A 17937-nucleotide genomic window follows, 5' to 3' on the forward strand; every position below is an offset into this window, starting at 1 on the left:
TATGGAGGTCAAAATGGTATGAAGAAGAAATCCTTCACCATGTTGTTAACAGCACTGTTAACATTCAGCACATTGTTAGCTGGATGCGGTGGTAACAACAATAACAAAGAAGAAGCAGCAGCCCCAACTACAAGTGCAGAGAACACTACGAAGGTGGAAGAGACTGAAGCACCTAAAGAGGAACCTACAGAAATCAAAATCATGCTTCCATTGAATACATCAGAGACTCCGCCTGATACGATTAAGAATGAACTTGAGAAATTGACCAACACGAAGCTGACTTATCAATTTTTTCCGGCTGATACTTATGAAGAAAAACTGAATTCATCTTTTGCAACGGGTTCATTGCCGCAAGTAACATATTTGAAGAATCAGACAACCTTCATTCAGATGAAAGAAGCGATAAAAGACGGACAATTCTGGGAAATCGGTCCACTATTAAGCGAATTTCCGAATTTGAGCAAATTGAAACCAGAAATTCTTAATAACACGAAAGTAGATGACAAGCTTTATACCCTATATATCGGGCGTCCACTTGCACGCCAAGGGATCATTTACCGCAAAGACTGGGCAGATAAATTAGGACTTGCTGCACCAGCTAATGTAGATGAATTATTTGAAATGGCTAAAGCCTTCACAGAACAAGATCCAGACGGTAATGGAAAGAAAGATACTACCGGTATTATTGACCGTAATGAGTTGACCTATGGAGCTTTCAAAACTGTTTCGTCTTGGTTCGGAACACCGAATACCTGGGGTGAGAAGGATGGCAAATTAGCGCCTGAATTTACCTTCGATGAATATTTCGACACAATGGATTTTTTCAAAAAAGCTCGTGATGGCGGATACATTAATCAAGATTTCGCTGCCACCAGTAAAACGGATGCAGTAAATATGTTTAAGGCTGGAAAGGGTGGACTCTATATTGGGGGCTCCATGCAAGATATTGATTCCCTCAATAAAGATACTATTAAGAATAACCCTGACGCTGTTTTGGATGCGCATAGTATGGTTGCAAGTCCAGAGGGAAAATATGCTCAATGGATGATTCCAGGCTATAACAATGTTGTCTTGTTCCCGAAATCTGCTGTCAAGGATGAGGCAGAGCTGAAGAAGATTCTTGCTTTCTTTGATCAAATGATGACCCCAGAAGTAGCTAATTTGATGTATTGGGGAATTGAAGGTACTCACTATACCGTTGAAGACGGTAAAGCCAAAGCTACTGATGACAAAGAATTGATTGAACGTGAAGTAAAGGGATATAAGGACAGTGTTATCGGCGAAGCTGAAACCAATGGAATGTACGAGAACTATAACACGCTGCCAGGAAGAATTCATGCAGATCAATTGGTTCTTGAGAATGTCAAAGTTGGTGTAGCGGATCCAACAGCTGCTATGGATTCGGCTACCTATACAGAAAAAGGCGTAGAGCTTCAACAGATTATTACAGATGCAACCTATAAATATATTTATGGTCAGATTGACAAGGCTGGATTTGAGAAGGAAGTAGAGAACTGGAAGAGCCGTGGTGGAGATAAGATTATTGAAGAATACAACGCGTTATACAAAAAATAGTAACCCGTACTCGAATAGTTAAGCGACAAATTGTAGCTGAAAAGGTTGTTGATCTTGTTTCAACAACCTTTTCTATTCCTCACTGGGTTCAGAAATATCGTGTTTGAATAAAGAAGGAGAAAGGAAGAATATCATGCAGGAAGTCACCGCACAGCCCAGCTCAGCTCCTCAAATGAATCCTAAGCCTGAAATTTATAAAAGCAGCAGCGAACTGAAAAAGCGGCTGTGGAGAAATAAATGGCTCTACGTCATGCTAACTCCGGGAGTACTGTATTTTTTGATTTTTAAATATCTTCCAATGTACGGATTAATTATCTCATTTCAGGATTACAAACCCTATCAAGGGATCAACGGTAGTGACTGGGTAGGGATGAAACATTTCAGCAGGTTGTTCACAGAGCCGGATTTCTTAAATATATTAGTGAACACACTTATTCTTTTCGGATTAAATATTCTTATCTATTTCCCGATGCCGATTATTCTTGCCCTGATGTTAAATGAACTTCAAGGCAGCTTTTTCAAAAGAACCTTTCAGACGATCTTCTATTTGCCCCATTTTCTGTCATTGGTTATCATCGTCTCCATTTCTTATGTAATGGTCACGATGGATGGAGGGATTATCAACGAGCTGCTTGTCTATTTTGGCTTTGAACCAATCAATTTCCTGCTTAATCCAGGGTGGTTCAGGCCCATGTATATTATTCAGGTGATTTGGAGAGAAGCAGGTTGGGGAACGATTATTTATCTAGCTTCCATAGCTGCGATTGACCCAGGGCTTTATGAAGCATCGCGTATGGACGGAGCTGGAAGACTTAGACAAGTCTGGCATATCACTCTTCCAGCGATTAGAGGCGTAATTATTACATTATTTATTCTGAAAATTGGTTCCGTTCTTGATCTTGGATTTGAACATGTATATCTGCTACTTAACTCCATGAATCGAGAAGTTGCGGAAATTATCGATACGTATGTATATACTGCTGGTTTGAGACAGGGGCAGTTTAGTTACAGTACAGCTATTGGATTCTTTAAATCGATTGTAGGCTTTGTAATGGTGATGATGGTGAATAAATTATCCAAGAAAATGGGAGAAGAAGGCGTTTATTGATATTTTGTGGGAGGAATCGAAATGGTAGAAGATAAAACAATCAGTGGTAGAATCTTTTCTGCTATAAACTTTACGCTGCTTGCGATCATTGCTTTAATTACTGTGCTTCCCCTTGTTCACGTTGTAGCAGGCTCTTTCACAACGAGTGCAGAACTAGCTTCTAGCAAATTTGTACTGATTCCAAAGGTATGGAGTCTGGAAGCGTACAAGTTCATCTTTTCGACGAATACAATATTTAAAGCCATGGGTGTTTCCATTGGTGTCACGGCAATTGGTTCTATTTTTAGTTTGTTTATAACTTCTTTGATGGCCTACGCTCTTACCAGAAAAGATCTGGATGGTCGTAAAGTGGTTAACTTCATGGTTGTGTTCACCATGCTTTTTCATGGTGGGATGATTCCAACGTTCCTCGTGGTGAAGGAATTAGGACTAATTGACACGTACGCCTCACTGATTCTACCGTCAGCGATTAGTGCCTTTAATATGATCATTTTGAGAAACTTTTTCCAAAATATACCTGAAGGTTTGGAGGAATCGGCCAAAATTGATGGTTGTAATGATTTTGGAATATTATTTCGGATTGTATTGCCACTATCCTTACCTGCGTTAGCGACTATCGGATTGTTCTATGCGGTAACGTATTGGAATACCTACATGAATGCGATTCTGTATTTGAATGATAGTGCGAAATGGCCAATACAGGTTCTGCTCAGACAAATTGTCGTCCTTGCCAGCGGTATGGATCACAGCGCTACACTGGATGCTGCTGTTCCACCGCCAGATCAATCAATTAAAATGGCTGTTATCGTTGTAGCTACCTTACCAATAGTTTGTGTGTATCCGTTCCTGCAAAAGCATTTTGCCAAAGGTGCCATGTTGGGTTCTATGAAGGGCTAGCAAGAAAGAGAGAGACTATACTTAGGGGAGGAGCTTCGAGATGACTGTACAGATACCTACAACGCCGATAGAGTGGGCAAAAAAAGCTTGCGATTCACTAATGGATACTTACAGGGCGGGAGAGCTTCCCCCCGCGCATCGATGGCACTATCATCAGGGTGTATTTCTGTGTGGCATGGAGCTTTTGTGGAATGCTTATCAAGAAGACCGTTATATCAACTATATTCAGGAATATGTAGATGATTTGGTGGATGAATACGGGAACTTTTATTTTGCACGTGATGAGCTGGATGCGGTTCAAGCAGGACAGCTACTATTCACTCTTTATGAACGGACAGGCAAACTTAAGTATCGTATTGCAGCAGAGAAGCTAAGGAATTTACTGCTCACACTAAATAAAACCTCTGAGGGCGGGTATTGGCACAAGGATAAGTACGCCAACCAAATGTGGTTGGATGGACTTTATATGGCAGGCGTATTCTCCTTGAAATATGCGAATGTCTACGATGAACCAAGCTTGCGTGAAACGGTCCTTCATCAGGAAATGTTAATGCGCAAGCATATGAAGGATGAGACAACGGGTTTGTTATACCATGCCTGGGATGAGAGCCGGCGGATGCCTTGGTCGAATCCGGAGACGGGTTGTTCACCGGAGTTCTGGAGCCGATCATTAGGATGGTATGGTCTCGCCTTATCGCAATTTCTGGATCTGTTACCTTCCCATGATTCAGCCCGGACAGAGCTTTCTACTACGCTGAGAGATTTTGTGGATGCACTTATTCGTTACCAAGATCAAAAAAGTGGACTTTGGTATCAAGTCGTAGATAAGGGACATGAGCCAGATAATTGGCTGGAGACTTCAGGGTCATGTTTGTTCGTCTATACGATTGCCAAAGCCGTGAAGCATGGCGTTGTAAGTGATGTGACTATCGCTACAGCTGCCGCTAAAAAAGGATATGAAGGGTTAACCAAAGTAATCCAGTGGGATGAGCATAACCGATTAGTTCTGCCGGACATTTGTATCGGTACCTCAGCTGGAGATTACGAGAGTTACGTGACTCGGCCTAAGGTTAAAAATGATCTGCATGGTGTGGGCGCATTGGTGATGGCTTGTGTTGAAATACAGTCAATGCTTCAAGAGTGAATCGCTCCGTATCCTTACTAAACAATGACTTGATTCTCTGAGATTTCGGAGAATCAAGTCGTATTATTTTATGTGCAAAGAATCCTTAAATCGGCTGAACCTATTTTTAGTTTTTGAGCTCTTAAATTTATAAATATTTTGGGGGTTGGGATGAAGAAATCACAGTGGGCAATTCAAACGGCAGACTCTATTATGGCGCGGACACCGAAGCTTTATGAAGATAAAGGCTACAAAGGAAGCTGGACCTACGATTATGGCGTGGTATTGAACGGTTTTGAATGGCTTTGGAAGCAGACCGGTGATTCGAAGTATCTGCAGTTCATTCAAGATAATATGGACTACTTTATTCAGGAAGATGGCAGTGTCAAGGGCTACCACCTAGAGGAGTATAATATCGATCATATTAACAACGGAAAATTATTATTGACTCTATATAAAGAAACGAAGCAAGAAAAATACAAAAAAGCGGCTGCTTTACTTAGAAAGCAACTTGAGACCCATCCGCGAACCTCGGAAGGTGCTTTTTGGCATAAAAATATATATCCCTATCAGATTTGGTTAGATGGACTTTATATGGGCGCTCCTTTTTATTTAGCCTACTTGCTAGCTTTTGAAGAAGGGCAGGGACTTGAGGATGTAATCAAACAATTTATCTTGTGTGAGAAGCATACGAAAGATCCGGTAACAGGTCTGCTATATCATGCATGGGATGAGCAGCGTATTCAACCTTGGTGCGACCCTGAAACAGGACTTTCGCCTAACTTTTGGGCCCGTTCACTTGGCTGGTATCTCATGGCTTTAGTTGATGTTCTGGAATTGCTGCCTAGTGAGCACTCAGATTATCCAGAGCTGGTACGAATACTAAATGATACCTTAACTGCGGTGAAGACATATCAGGATAAGGAATCCGGGGTCTGGTATCAAGTGATGAATCTAGGGGAACGCAAAGGAAATTATCTTGAGGCCTCTGCTTCAAGTATGATCGTGTATGCCATGGCTAAAGGTATCCGATTAGGCGTGTTAAACGCTGGATGGTACGAAACATTAGATCTGGCTCAACAAGGACTTATCTCGGAGTTTGTACTAGAAACCAAAGAAGAATGGGTCAATTTAAATAAGAATTGCCAAGTAGCCGGATTAGGTGGAGTGGACCAACGTGACGGTACTTTCGCTTATTACATTAGCGAGCCTATTGTCACTAACGACCAAAAAGGTGTGGGTGCTTTCCTACAGGCTTGTGTGGAATATGAACAATTAAGAGGCTGGATCTGATATAGAACAGGGGGGATATGAATGTTGATCTACAATATTGAGGATTTTGGAGCGCTTAAGAATAGTAAAAAGTTAGCGACGGAAGCGATAACGCGTGCGATTGAAGCGGCAAATAAAGCCGGTGGAGGAACCGTTTATGTACCGGCTGGTACGTTCTTAACCGGTGCAATTCATATGAAAAGCAATATCGAATTGAATTTAAATCCTGGTGCCATTCTTTCATTCAGTACGAACCCGGAGGATTACCCTGCAGTGGAATGCAGATGGGAAGGAGTGAAGCAGCAGGTTCATTCACCTTGTATTTATGGAAGAGAGTTAGTTAATGTATCAATCACTGGCAGCGGAAGGATTAACGGAAATGGTGAACTCTGGTGGGATAAGTTTCGGAACCGCCGGGAAGAGCTTCAGTATCCCCGGCCGACTCTAATCGGCTTGGACAGCTGTCAGCGGGTAACCCTTAAAGATATCGCGCTGGTCAATTCTCCAAGCTGGACCGTTAATCCGATAGGCTGTTACAATGTGACTATTGATAATATTTCCATTCTGAACCCGGCGGACTCTCCGAATACAGATGGCATTAATCCAGAGTCTTGCACCAATGTGCGAATTAGCAATTGCAATATTGATGTCGGTGATGACTGCATTGCGATCAAGGCAGGAACTGAGGATACTAAAGAACGAGTTCCTTGTGAGAATATCACGATCACCAACTGCACTATGGTACATGGACACGGGGGTGTCGTACTCGGTAGTGAAATGAGTGGAGATATTCGTAATGTCACGATTAGTAATTGTGTGTTTAAACAAACCGATCGTGGAATCCGGATGAAATCAAGAAGGGGACGCGGGGGAACGATTGAAGATATTCGGATCAGCAATATTGTAATGGAGGATGTTATTTGTCCGTTTACTCTAAATCTATATTATTTCTGTGGACCACGCGGGAAAGAAAAATATGTGTGGGATAAAAATCCTTATCCGATTACAGAGGAAACGCCGTGTTTTAGACGCATTCATTTTGCCAATATTACCGCACGTAATGTTCATGCCGCAGCGGGTTTCTTATACGGGCTTGCGGAGCAGTATGTATCCGAGATTACGTTTACCAATGTGGACATCTCCATGGCGACGAATGCAATTCCCGGCCATCCAGACATGATGACAGGGATCGAAAACATGAATAATCGCGGGTTTTTCCTCGGGAATGCAAGAGATGTTCAATTTCATCAGGTGACGATTGAGAACCATGAAGGGCCTGCTTTTTACATTGAAAATGGAGAAGCTGTAGAGATCATAAATTGTCGATCAAAAAACACGAAGAAGCCGGAAAAATTAGTAGAACAAGCTACAGTGTCACCTGAAGAACAGAATGTCAGTCCATAAGAGAGAGTCATCAATTTATTGAGAGGAAAAGAATCCACTATGCTTGTTGTAGGAAAAGAATCCTTTTGCGCTTATCACACGATTCAAGAGGCGGTAGATTCACTAGAGCAGGGGCCATCCGGTCAAGCGGATACGCTTTATATTTTGTCAGGGGTCTATAAAGAGGCAGTGCGGATTTATCGTTCTAATCTTACGATCATAGGGATTGGCTACGTGGAGATTGTTATGAATCGTTACGCGAAAGAGCGTGATGAAGCGGGCGAAGAAATCAATACATTCTCTACACCAACGTTATTTCTGGGCGGGAGCCATCTGGTCTTGGAGAATCTGGTGATTACCAATAATGCAGGGCAGGGTGAAAATATCGGGCAGGCCGTAGCTGTGTATGCTAATTGTGATCAAACCGTATTCAGAAATTGTACTTTAAAAGGGTATCAGGACACGTTGTTCACAGGACCTTTGCCACCTGCACCCAAAGAGCGATCTACATTTGGAGGTATACCACTGAGAGAACACCATGCCCAATATCGGCAGTTGTATCAGCATTGCTATATAGAGGGAACAGTGGACTTTATATTTGGTGGGGCTACAGCATATTTTGACAGATGTGAAATTCGCAGCTTGTGTCATAGTGAGAATCAAGCAGGTTATATTACGGCTGCCTCCACACCTGAGGGACAATCGTATGGTTATATTTTTAAAAATTGCTTTTTAACAGCAGCTACTGATATTGCTCCGGTGTTTCTGGGCCGTCCTTGGCGTGAGTATGCTAAAACCGTATTTGTAGATTGCCAGTTGGGTGCACATATACATCCACTTGGCTGGGATAACTGGGACAACACCGCTAATGAACAAACCGTTAGTTATCAGGAATATGGCGTGAAGGATGCAATTCCCCTGAGTAAGCAACGTGTGTTTTGGGCAGATTGCTTTGAAGATGGCGACGAGACGCTGGATAAAGAGTTTGTTTTTGCTGGAACGGATTTTTGGAAATAGATACTTTAATTAATGCGTACACAAATAAAAAACGGTAGTCTAGACAGAAGCATAAAGTCTTAGACTGCCGTTTTATTTATGTGTTGTATCACTTTATTTTTAATATGATCTTTCCTTTAGCTCTGCCCGATTCGGAATACTCCATCGCTTTCTGCGCCTCTACAAAAGGAAACACTTGATCAATAACAGGTTTTATTTGTCCGGATTCAATAAGCTCTGAAATGATTTCTAATTGACTGCCACTTGGTTTCATGAACAGAAAGCTGTATTTAACCTTGTACTTTGCCTCTAATTTGCTCAGCTTCCGGGTAATCAAGCGAAAAATATTAGTTTTTATGAACCCAGCTCCATACTCTTTTCCGAAGCGTGCATTAGGCAACCCTGAAACCGATACAATTTGTCCTCCTTGTTTGACTGTTTTAAAAGCTTTTTCTAATGTTTCACCGCCAATGGTATCGAATACTCCATCATAATTTTGTAAAATCTTATCAAATGCTTCGGTTTTATAATTGATAATTTGATCGGCTCCAAGTGACTTGACCAATTCTGCTCCAGCATCGCTTGTAGTAGTAGCCACGTATATCCCCATCGTTTTGGCAAGTTGGATAGCAAAGGTGCCAACACCGCCCGCTCCCGCTTGAATCAATACCTTTTGTCCTGCCGTTAGCTGTAATATATCATGTAAAGCTTGATAAGAAGTAAGCCCGACTAATGGGATGGATGCAGCTTCCTCAAAGGAAAGATTGTGAGGTTTGAGAGCTATATCCTCTTCATGTACGGAGATATATTCTGCGAAGGTTCCGATTCTATCTTTTCTGGGCCGTCCGTAAATCTCATCACCTATCTTGAATTTTTTAACATTCTTTCCTACTTGGATGACAATCCCTGAAAAATCATTTCCTAAAACTAGGGGCATGTTGTATTTCAACAGCGTACGTACTTTGCCATCCCGCACTTTGAAATCGATAGGATTAATACTTGCTGCGTGGATCTCTGCCAATACATCGTAATCACCCACTGCGGGTGTTGGGATGTCGGCTAGTTGAAGAGGGTAATTCCCGTATTTTTTTATGATCATTGCTTTCATCCTAAAAACTCCAATTCATTAATTATTCATTTTTGCTGATCCAGAAAAATAACTCATCTCAACAGGGGAGATGTTTTTTGATTTCGATTTGTCCTCGCTTTTATCTGAGCAGTCTCGGCGATATTTCCTTTGTTCCAGCTTCATATCAATAAAATCGACAACCTGCTGCAGCGACAAGATTTGGCTGACGATGTTTTCTCGATGGTTCCTTAAATGCTCCACCAGTTCAGGATAATCTGCGGGATCAGCGTCAGCGGAGACCGCCAAAAATGGTTGCATTTCCTGCAAGGGCATGCCTGTTTTCTTGAGGCAGGATAGCAGCAGGATTGTATCTATGTCTTCCTGCCGGTAAACGCGATGCCCGTTGTCCTTCCGGTCTGCCCGGGGAAGCAGCGCGATCTTTTCGTAATAGCGGATCGTATCCTCGGATATTCCGGTTTGCACGGCGGTTTCTTTTATCGTAAACGTTTGCTCTGCCTTCATACTGTACCTCCTGGAGATTGCTTTGTGTGTGAATTATACAACTTGGAGCTGACTCCAAGTCAAGACCTTATCTCTGGGACAAAATCTTTTTATTACGCCTTGACTTGGAGTCGACTCCAATTAATAAAATGTGCGTTATAAGAGGAAGATATCCCGAATTCAGGAGGAGATTTACAATGAGCACACAGCAACGTGAAAATATCGCATTGATTACAGGCGCTAACGCCGGGATTGGATTGGAATTAACTCGAAAACTGCTAGCGGAGGATTGGCAGGTGGTTGCTTTGAACCGTTCCGGTTTTCCAGCCGATGATGAGAACATCCAAAAAGCCATCAAAAACGGCTGGCTTCGTATTTATAAAACAACCGATCTCGCGGATTTTGCCAGCTTGAGAGGGACACTGGAAGAGATCAAAGGCAAGGAGCAGCGGATCGATATTTTGTTCAACAATGCCGGCGGGAGCTTCCCTGAACTGAGCTATTCGACACAGGGGCGCGAAAAGCACTATGAGTTGATGACCATTGTGCCGTATATTATTTTAATGGAATTGAAGGATAGCCTACAAAAAGGACGCTTAAAAACGGTGATCAACACCTCATCCTCAGCGCTTAAATTTACAAAAGAGTTTACGATTGAAATCCTGGAGCGTCCCACCACCTTCCGCAAGCTGCTTGGTCCTTACGCCACCTCAAAGCTGGCATTATCGTTATGGACACAGGCGGCTGCGCCGCAGCTTGCTAACGAGGGCATCATGATTCGCAGTGTTGATCCGGGTAGCAATAACACGCTGCGAAAAGGAAAAAATTCTGGACTGCCTCTAATAGTTAAACCGTTGATGAAGCTGTTTTTCTCTCCGCCTACCCACGGCGCCGACCAATTGTATGAGGGTGCTCTGGGAGAACACCGTGAGGAGACGGGGGTATTTCTTCGGAAAGGTCAGGTTGCGGATTTGAAATTTAAGGATCAAGCCCGGAATGTTTTGGAAAGGATTAATGATATTTACGAAAATGAGTATCTTCGTTATTAATCAGATCTTTAGTTGTCTCTAATTATTTTTTGTAATTCCTCCAAACGTATGAGATAATAGAGTTTTTCCGTTGATTCTATTTTTCATGGCATGGTAGAGATGCCTGATCAAATATTGGAGGTAGGCTTGTTGGCGAAACAGTATCCTTTTGAATATGATCGGACCAAACCTTTTATGGAGCAAGTAGGGGAATGGGTCGGAGATGTATTCTATGAAATTCTTCCTGAGGCTGGATTTGAAGTACGTGATGAACAGATATATATGGCCTTTCAGGTAGAGCGGGCTTTTGCCGAGAAAAAGACGATTTTTGCTGAGGCAGGGGTCGGAACAGGCAAGACATTAGTGTATTTGTTGTATAGCATTTGTTACGCGCGTTATATGGGCAAACCTGCGATTATTGCATGTGCGGACGAGTCCTTGATTGAGCAGCTTGTGAAACCGGAAGGCGATATCGCCAAGCTTGCGAAGCATCTGAACATGAATATTGATGCTAGACTAGCGAAATCTCCGGATAAATATATGTGTCTGAAAAAGCTGGATCAGGCTCGGAACCATGATGATGAAAGCTTACCACTGGAGAGCTTGTACAGTACATTACCTGATTTTGTACATTCACATGCACCGATGCAGCAATTCCATGCTTATGGAGACCGCAGAGATTACCCTGATCTGAATGACGAACAATGGAACAAGATTAACTGGGATACGTTTCAGGACTGCTTTACTTGCGATATGCGTCACCGCTGCGGGCAGACCTTGTCCCGTGATCATTACCGGAAATCAAGTGATCTGATCATTTGTTCCCACGATTATTACATGGAGCATATTTGGACCTATGAAGCGCGTAAGCGGGAAGGGCAAATCCCTTTGCTTCCGGATCACTGTGCGGTTGTTTTCGATGAAGGACATTTATTAGAATCAGCGGCCATGAAGGCGCTTGGCTATAAGATGAAGCATGTCGTCTTTGAAGAATTGATTTCTCGCCTGCTACAGAATGAAATCCGTGAAACGCTGGCGGTTCTGATTGATGAAGCGATCATGCAAAGTGAGCAAATGTTCAAAGCGATTCGCCGTCAATGCCGAAACATACCGGGATCAGATCGGAAAAGCATTGCGCTGAATGCTTCATTGATTCGTGAGGTACACCGGATGCGGAGTGTAATTGCTGCTATCGAAGAAGAATTAGTATTCGAGAGCGGACTCTACACGATTGATGAATACCAACTGCGAATTGTGGAGGAACGTTTGGAGACCATAGAGATCGCTTTGCGATTGTTTGAGGATTCAGGGGCTCTAATCTGCTGGGCGACAGAAGAAAGCGATGGTCTAACGCTGTCGGTCATGCCACGAAATGTCAAAGAGGTACTTCAAGACAGCCTGTTCACGCAAAAAATGCCAATCGTATTCTCATCGGCTACATTGTCTGTGGATAAATCATTCCAATACTTGAAGGACAGTCTTGGGATACAAGATTTTTTATCCTTCTCTGTAGACTCACCTTATGACTATGAGCACCAGATGAATGTCTATGTGCCAGAGCTTCAGAGTGGGGATTTTGCTGAGAAAATGGAAATTTCCCTGAAGCTTATTCAGCGGACTGAAGGTAGAGCGCTGCTACTGTTCCGTACTCGTGAAGAGCTTCTGCAATTCAAGCAGCTTAACTCATTACGACCGGAAAGCAGTTCATATTCATTTTTATATGAAGGGGATCAAGAAATCAGCTATTTGATTTCAGCGTTCCAACGGGATGAGCATAGCGTGTTATGTGCGGTCACCTTATGGGAGGGGCTAGACATCCCTGGACCTTCATTATCTAATGTGATCATATGGTCGCTGCCGTATCCTCCGCTTGATCCAGTGTTTATGGCAAAACGGGCGGAAACCTCCACTCCCTTTGAAGATGTGGATTTGCCTTACATGCTGTTAAGACTCAAACAAGGGATGGGGCGGCTGATTCGAACCGGTACAGATCAAGGAATTGTAACTGTACTTGCGGAAGAGGAAGGGCAACATCCGGTACACGAATATATAACTTCTGTACTTCCAAAAGGGACTCGACTACAGAAGCTGGAAGCTTAAATATCACTAACGATTATAATTGCTCCTTTGGTGAGGCAGATGCTACGGCATTTATGTTTCACGCGAAGGAGCTTTTTTGTCTAAAATTAAGCATAAGTATTCCTAATCTTACGGATAGGATATTGGTATTTAACTTCCGGGCGGTGTCGTATTATTGTTGAGTCATGGGATGTATTTATACAGCATCATCTAGAGATTCATCAAGGAGTGTATACGACATGGGTCAATCAGAAGGTTTGTATCAACCAGATCACAACAAAAAGGTTGGGTTTGCATTAGGGATAGGGCTAACGTTAGTTATCGCATTATTGGCGAAATTTTTAGCGGGTTTTCCATTCCTATCTATTATGGGGCAATTGGTCATTGCTATCTTAATCGGGATTATTTGGCGAGCTACGATAGGAGTGCCAAATAGCATCACACATGGCACCGATTTTTCCAGTAAAAAACTGCTTCGTCTTGGGATTATCTTGCTCGGTATGCGGCTTAATCTAAAGGATATCGTTGCGGCAGGACCTCGGGTATTTCTTTTGGCAGTCATCGTCATTATATTTGCGATCTCCGTTGTATACGGACTGGCTCGACTGTTCAAAGTAGATAAGCGCCTCAGTATCTTAACTGCCTGCGGAACTGCGATTTGCGGTGCGGCAGCTGTGGTTGCCATCGCTCCACAGATAAAAGCCAAAGATGACGAAACTGCTATTGGTGCAGCTATAGTAGCTATATTAGGCACAATATTTACACTGCTGTACACATTTTTATATCCTTTTCTCGGCTTATCAGATTTAGGTTATGGGGTATTCTCAGGAGCGACTTTACATGAAATTGCTCACGTTATCGCGGCTGCGGATGCTGGTGGAAATGCTGCCGTTGATATGGCGGTCATCGTTAAATTGACCCGGGTGGCTTTACTTGTGCCGGTGGCTATTTTAATTGGGATTTGGTCCAATCGTGAAGAAAGAAAAGTGCAAGGTGGAGCGGCTAAAGCTTCGTGGAGAAGCATTCCAATCCCTTGGTTTATTCTAGGATTTCTAGTTGTCAGTGGTGTGAATTCGTTAGGAATCGTCTCCGCATCAGTAGCCAATGGGATCGTTACGATTGCTTATATGTTAATCGCTATGGCGATGGCAGGGCTTGGATTAAACGTTGATTTGGCGGCATTTAGACGGCTTGGAATGAAGTCTTTTGCTGCGGGACTTATAGGTTCGGTCATGTTATCTTTAGTTGGATTTATGTTAGTTCACTTACTTGCGCTAGCGTAGTTAGCATGTACACCCTGAGTATGAAATGAGTTACTTCATATCCAAACAGCATCCTTCTCTTTATCATTTAGTGTGGTAGGATATGCATGAAATGAATGGAGGGACTTCAAGTGAAGTATTGCATAGGTGAATTTGCTTCCATTCTCGGGGTAACTGCGGATACGCTGAGATTATACGAGAAACATGATATTGTTAGGCCTACAAAAGATAACAGCAATAATTATAGATATTTTAATGATTTAGATGCAAGGGATCTGTTAATGAGCAGATGGTATCGCAGTATGGAAATTCCATTGCCCGAAGTGGCACTTCTGATGAAGGATTCCTCTATTGAGCAAGTTATGGGATTGATGCAGCAGTCTCAGCAGAGTTTAGAAGAAGAGATTAAGCAAAAGACGATGCTGCTAAACAAGATGAATGAAATTCATAAAGAGCTTAAGGAAATAGAGTCCTCATTATATATATGTAAACTTAAACAACTGCCAGGCATGTACAGGCTTAAGCAAACGGATAAAAATGCATTATTAAAAAATGATATCGTAAAAAGCCTCGTCAACACTTGGATGGATAGGCTTCCTTATGCGTTTTATTCTTTTAAGATTGAGGACGCGGGGGTGTTATCCGGTGATAATAACTTTGACTATAGCTGGGGGCTTACCTTACCCGAGGAGGAAGTGCAGAAATTTGCAATGGATATCGATGAATATGTAGAGTATATTAGCCCGAGTACCTGTATCTCTGCTATCATGTTATCTACGGATGGACATTATATCACGAAGAAATCTTTGCAGTTTATGATAGATTACATCGAAGCAAATGGTTATACCATAGCGGGTGATGTGGTGGGTAAATTAATGCTTACTGAAAAAATAGAAGGCAATAACCGCTCATATTTGGAAGTGAATATTCCAATTGTATAAGTTTATTTTTATAAACACCTGCTCTAAGAGCGGGTGTTTTTTCTTTTTGGACAAGAATTGGACATTGACCTTGGTGCTGCACCAATGTTTATACTTCGGTATATAGCTTGGCAACGTTCGGTAGATATGTATAGATATGAATGTGAAAAATATCACGTTCTTGGCGAGCTATAAGATATTAGATACTGGGGGAGAAGAGAATGCGCAACAGAAATTTCACCAAGAAAATGCTCATGTTAACTTTTTGTATGGTGCTGATCGTTTCCATGCTGAGCGGATGCAAAGGAAATGGGGAGTCGGCAAATTCGTCATCATCATCTTTTAAAGCCGGTACATTCGCAGGGGAAGCGGAAGGCAAAGAGGGCGTGATTAAAGTAGAAGTCACTATGGATGAGCCAGATAAAATTAAAGATATTAAGATCGTCAGCCAGTCAGAAACGGGTGGTCTAGGCGATAATGCACTTGAAAAAATAAAAGAACAAATTCTGGAAGGACAAACCTTGGCAGTAGATGCTGTTAGTGGTGCGAGTCTTTCCAGTGAAGCAATGCTCGCGGCAGTTGAAGATGCCGTAACCAAAGGTGGAGGAAATCTGGAAGTCTTCAAAGCCGGTGGCGTGCAAAAAGCAGGTGAAGGTAAAACGGAAAAGCTTGAATCAGACGTAGTGGTAGTAGGCGCCGGTGCATCTGGTGTGTCCGCAGCGGTAACCGCTGCTGATAAAGGTGCCAAGGTTATTATTATCGAAAAAACAGGAGTTATCGGGGGAGCAAGTAATCTATCCTGGGCCGGTAAGTTCTATAATTCTTCCGCAGCTACTGACAATAATCTTAAAGTAAATGTGGAAAAAGAAATTGCCGATTGGATTGTCAACAATCACTGGAGAGTTGACGCTGCAGCGATTAGACAATACGTAACGAAATCCGGCGAAACTTATGATTGGTTAGCAGAAAAAGGGTATAAAACCAGCTTCCTAAACTTCTTCGGAGAGCAGCTGCATGTACTGCCAGCTTATGAAACCCGGGAAGAGACCCTTCGGAAAATGTTGGCTGAATCGGTTGAACAAAAGGGTGGACAAGTGATCACCGAAACCACTGCCAAAAAGCTGATTACCAATGAAGCAGGAGAAGTTACAGGTATTGTGGCTGAGAAATCGGACGGGACTACTCTTGAAATCACAGCAAAAAGTGTCGTAATGGCAACAGGTGGTTATGCTGCAAATTCGGAAATGGTTAAAGAAGCTTTTGGTTTTGAAGGGGTTAACGGAGGACTAGGTCAGAATGTTGGGGAAGGTCTGAAGATGGCTTGGGAAGCAGGAGCCAAGGTTCCTGATAACTTCGGTGGACAAATGCTGCACCAAACATTAGCCAGAGCAACACAAGGACTAAAAACACAATATGAGCCTTTTGAAGCAAGTTATCCGCTGATGTTGACGTATCTGCCTAACTTCATGAATGTCGGTTCTTCCGGAGCACGTTTCAGAGATGAAGCAGCTACATTAACATCGGTCGCAGCAGCTAATACGAGTGCATTTAATGGTGCTTATCATATGGTTATCGTATCAAAATCTCAATTGGCTGCTCTTCAGTCCAAGGGGATGAAAGGTGTTAACGCACCAAGCCTGCCAGGAATGCCACCAGAATTTTATGCCGAATTTGCAGATCAATTCACGTTAGAGAATCCATGGGTAAATGCAGAAAAGGTGTTTGATTCTATGGTAGAAAACGGAGATGGCTACAAAGGAAATACAATCGAAGAATTAGCAACAAATGCAGGTATGGATGTAGATGTGTTTGTAGAAAATTACAATAGTTATAAAGAAGCTACAAAAACTGGTGTGGATACTGAATTTGGTAAAGCTGCTGATTATTTAGAGCCAATGGGCGAAGAAGGACCGTATTATGCCATCGTCGCTGAAATCAACAACTTGGGTTCTGTGGGTGGCTTGCTGGTAAACACTAAGTTCCAAGTGCTAAATGAGAAACGTACACCAGTAAAAGGATTGTTTGCTGTAGGGCTTGAATCGGAAGGCGTATTATTCAACGATACCTATGTGGGCAATGGGGTCGGAATTGGTTATTCCTTTACCTCAGGTCGTCTAGGTGGAGAGAGCGCGGCAAACAGTGCTTTGAAAGCTAATTAACGACAATTTCCCGGAAAATAATTCAATCTTTTTAAAGCCGCAGAGTAAACAACTCTGCGGCTTTTTTTGCTGGAGATTAGAGCCAATCTTCTTTTAGCAAAGATTTAAGAAGCTCTACATTTGTTACTCCCAGCTTGGCAGCGATCTGCTGCTCTAATTCAATTTTGGTGATCATCATTCTGTTATTGCATTCTATACCCTTTGGAGTGAGGACAATATTTTTGTCACGCTGATTTCCTTCGACTTCAACGGCTTCAACATAACCACGGGATAACATGCCTTGAATGCTTTTATGCGTGCCCTGTCTTGAAATGTGAATTATTCTACTGATTTCTGAGATCGATAACATTTCTCGGGCCTCAAGAACTGCAAGAATGTGGGATTCGGTCTTATTGATTTGATCCGGGTCTTTGTCTGTCACTATTTTACGTAAAGCTAGATGCTTCTCACTGAGTAAATCAATCAGGTTCATTTTTTGCAGCTGCTTATTCATTAGAACACTCCTAAATGATGGCTCGTTTATCCCAGTATAAGTCATTTGCGATTATTGTCAACTTGGTTGACT

The 17937-nt window shown here is 42.5% G+C and carries 15 protein-coding genes; 12 read left to right on the top strand and 3 right to left on the bottom strand.

Features of this window, described 5'->3' with window-relative positions:
• Positions 1-18 precede the first annotated feature (18 nt).
• From MHH50_RS09900 to MHH50_RS09930, 7 genes are all read left to right on the top strand, one after another.
• Entirely contained in the window at positions 19-1575 is a 1557-nt protein-coding gene (locus tag MHH50_RS09900; protein WP_340034251.1) for an extracellular solute-binding protein, read from the top strand.
• 133 nt (positions 1576-1708) lie between these two features.
• Entirely contained in the window at positions 1709-2683 is a 975-nt protein-coding gene (locus tag MHH50_RS09905; RefSeq protein WP_036679252.1) for a sugar ABC transporter permease, read from the top strand.
• A 21-nt stretch (positions 2684-2704) separates the two neighbouring features.
• Positions 2705-3580 carry a carbohydrate ABC transporter permease gene (locus MHH50_RS09910; protein WP_036679255.1) on the top strand — a complete coding sequence of 292 codons (876 nt, stop codon included), beginning with the start codon at positions 2705-2707 and terminating at the stop codon, positions 3578-3580.
• Between the two features lie 40 nt (positions 3581-3620).
• Positions 3621-4724 carry a glycoside hydrolase family 88 protein gene (locus tag MHH50_RS09915; protein ID WP_076124980.1) on the top strand — a complete coding sequence of 368 codons (1104 nt, stop codon included), beginning with the start codon at positions 3621-3623 and terminating at the stop codon, positions 4722-4724.
• A gap of 150 nt (positions 4725-4874) precedes the next feature.
• Positions 4875-5996 carry a glycoside hydrolase family 88 protein gene (locus MHH50_RS09920; protein WP_340034252.1) on the top strand — a complete coding sequence of 374 codons (1122 nt, stop codon included), beginning with the start codon at positions 4875-4877 and terminating at the stop codon, positions 5994-5996.
• Positions 5997-6017: 21 nt separating this feature from the next.
• On the top strand, positions 6018-7379 hold the full coding sequence (locus MHH50_RS09925) for a glycoside hydrolase family 28 protein (RefSeq protein WP_076304403.1): 1362 nt from the start codon (positions 6018-6020) through the stop codon (positions 7377-7379).
• Positions 7380-7418: 39 nt separating this feature from the next.
• On the top strand, positions 7419-8375 hold the full coding sequence (locus MHH50_RS09930) for a pectinesterase family protein (RefSeq protein WP_340034601.1): 957 nt from the start codon (positions 7419-7421) through the stop codon (positions 8373-8375).
• Positions 8376-8463: 88 nt separating this feature from the next.
• Here the strand turns inward: MHH50_RS09930 and MHH50_RS09935 are convergent, their stop codons facing one another.
• Together MHH50_RS09935 and MHH50_RS09940 are read right to left on the bottom strand one after the other, a co-directional pair.
• Positions 8464-9462, bottom strand: coding sequence for an NADP-dependent oxidoreductase (locus tag MHH50_RS09935; protein WP_340034253.1), 999 nt, complete (start codon positions 9460-9462; stop codon positions 8464-8466).
• An 18-nt stretch (positions 9463-9480) separates the two neighbouring features.
• Positions 9481-9945: a MerR family transcriptional regulator gene (locus tag MHH50_RS09940; protein ID WP_340034254.1), complete on the bottom strand. Its 465-nt coding sequence runs from the start codon at positions 9943-9945 to the stop codon at positions 9481-9483.
• Positions 9946-10121: 176 nt separating this feature from the next.
• On the opposite strand from MHH50_RS09940, the gene MHH50_RS09945 reads away from it, so the two are divergent.
• The 5 genes from MHH50_RS09945 (at position 10122) to MHH50_RS09965 (ending at position 17372) form a co-directional block, all read left to right on the top strand.
• Complete coding sequence (locus MHH50_RS09945) at positions 10122-10973, top strand: SDR family NAD(P)-dependent oxidoreductase (protein WP_340034255.1); 852 nt, start codon at positions 10122-10124, stop codon at positions 10971-10973.
• 99 nt (positions 10974-11072) lie between these two features.
• A complete protein-coding gene (locus MHH50_RS09950) occupies positions 11073-13052 on the top strand; it encodes an ATP-dependent DNA helicase (RefSeq protein ID WP_076184363.1) in 1980 nt (659 codons plus the stop codon).
• A gap of 218 nt (positions 13053-13270) precedes the next feature.
• Entirely contained in the window at positions 13271-14314 is a 1044-nt protein-coding gene (locus MHH50_RS09955) for a YeiH family protein (protein ID WP_340034256.1), read from the top strand.
• A gap of 110 nt (positions 14315-14424) precedes the next feature.
• A complete protein-coding gene (locus MHH50_RS09960; protein ID WP_076124994.1) occupies positions 14425-15234 on the top strand; it encodes a MerR family transcriptional regulator in 810 nt (269 codons plus the stop codon).
• 200 nt (positions 15235-15434) lie between these two features.
• Positions 15435-17372 (top strand): FAD-dependent oxidoreductase, encoded by a 1938-nt coding sequence (locus MHH50_RS09965; RefSeq protein ID WP_340034257.1) that lies wholly within the window; start codon positions 15435-15437, stop codon positions 17370-17372.
• A gap of 76 nt (positions 17373-17448) precedes the next feature.
• On the opposite strand, the gene MHH50_RS09970 is transcribed toward MHH50_RS09965, so the two are convergent.
• Entirely contained in the window at positions 17449-17865 is a 417-nt protein-coding gene (locus MHH50_RS09970; RefSeq protein WP_038569750.1) for a helix-turn-helix domain-containing protein, read from the bottom strand.
• Positions 17866-17937 lie beyond the last annotated feature (72 nt).

The sequence above is a fragment of the Paenibacillus sp. FSL H3-0302 genome (genome assembly GCF_037982245.1).
Taxonomy (GTDB): domain Bacteria; phylum Bacillota; class Bacilli; order Paenibacillales; family Paenibacillaceae; genus Paenibacillus_AQ; species Paenibacillus_AQ odorifer.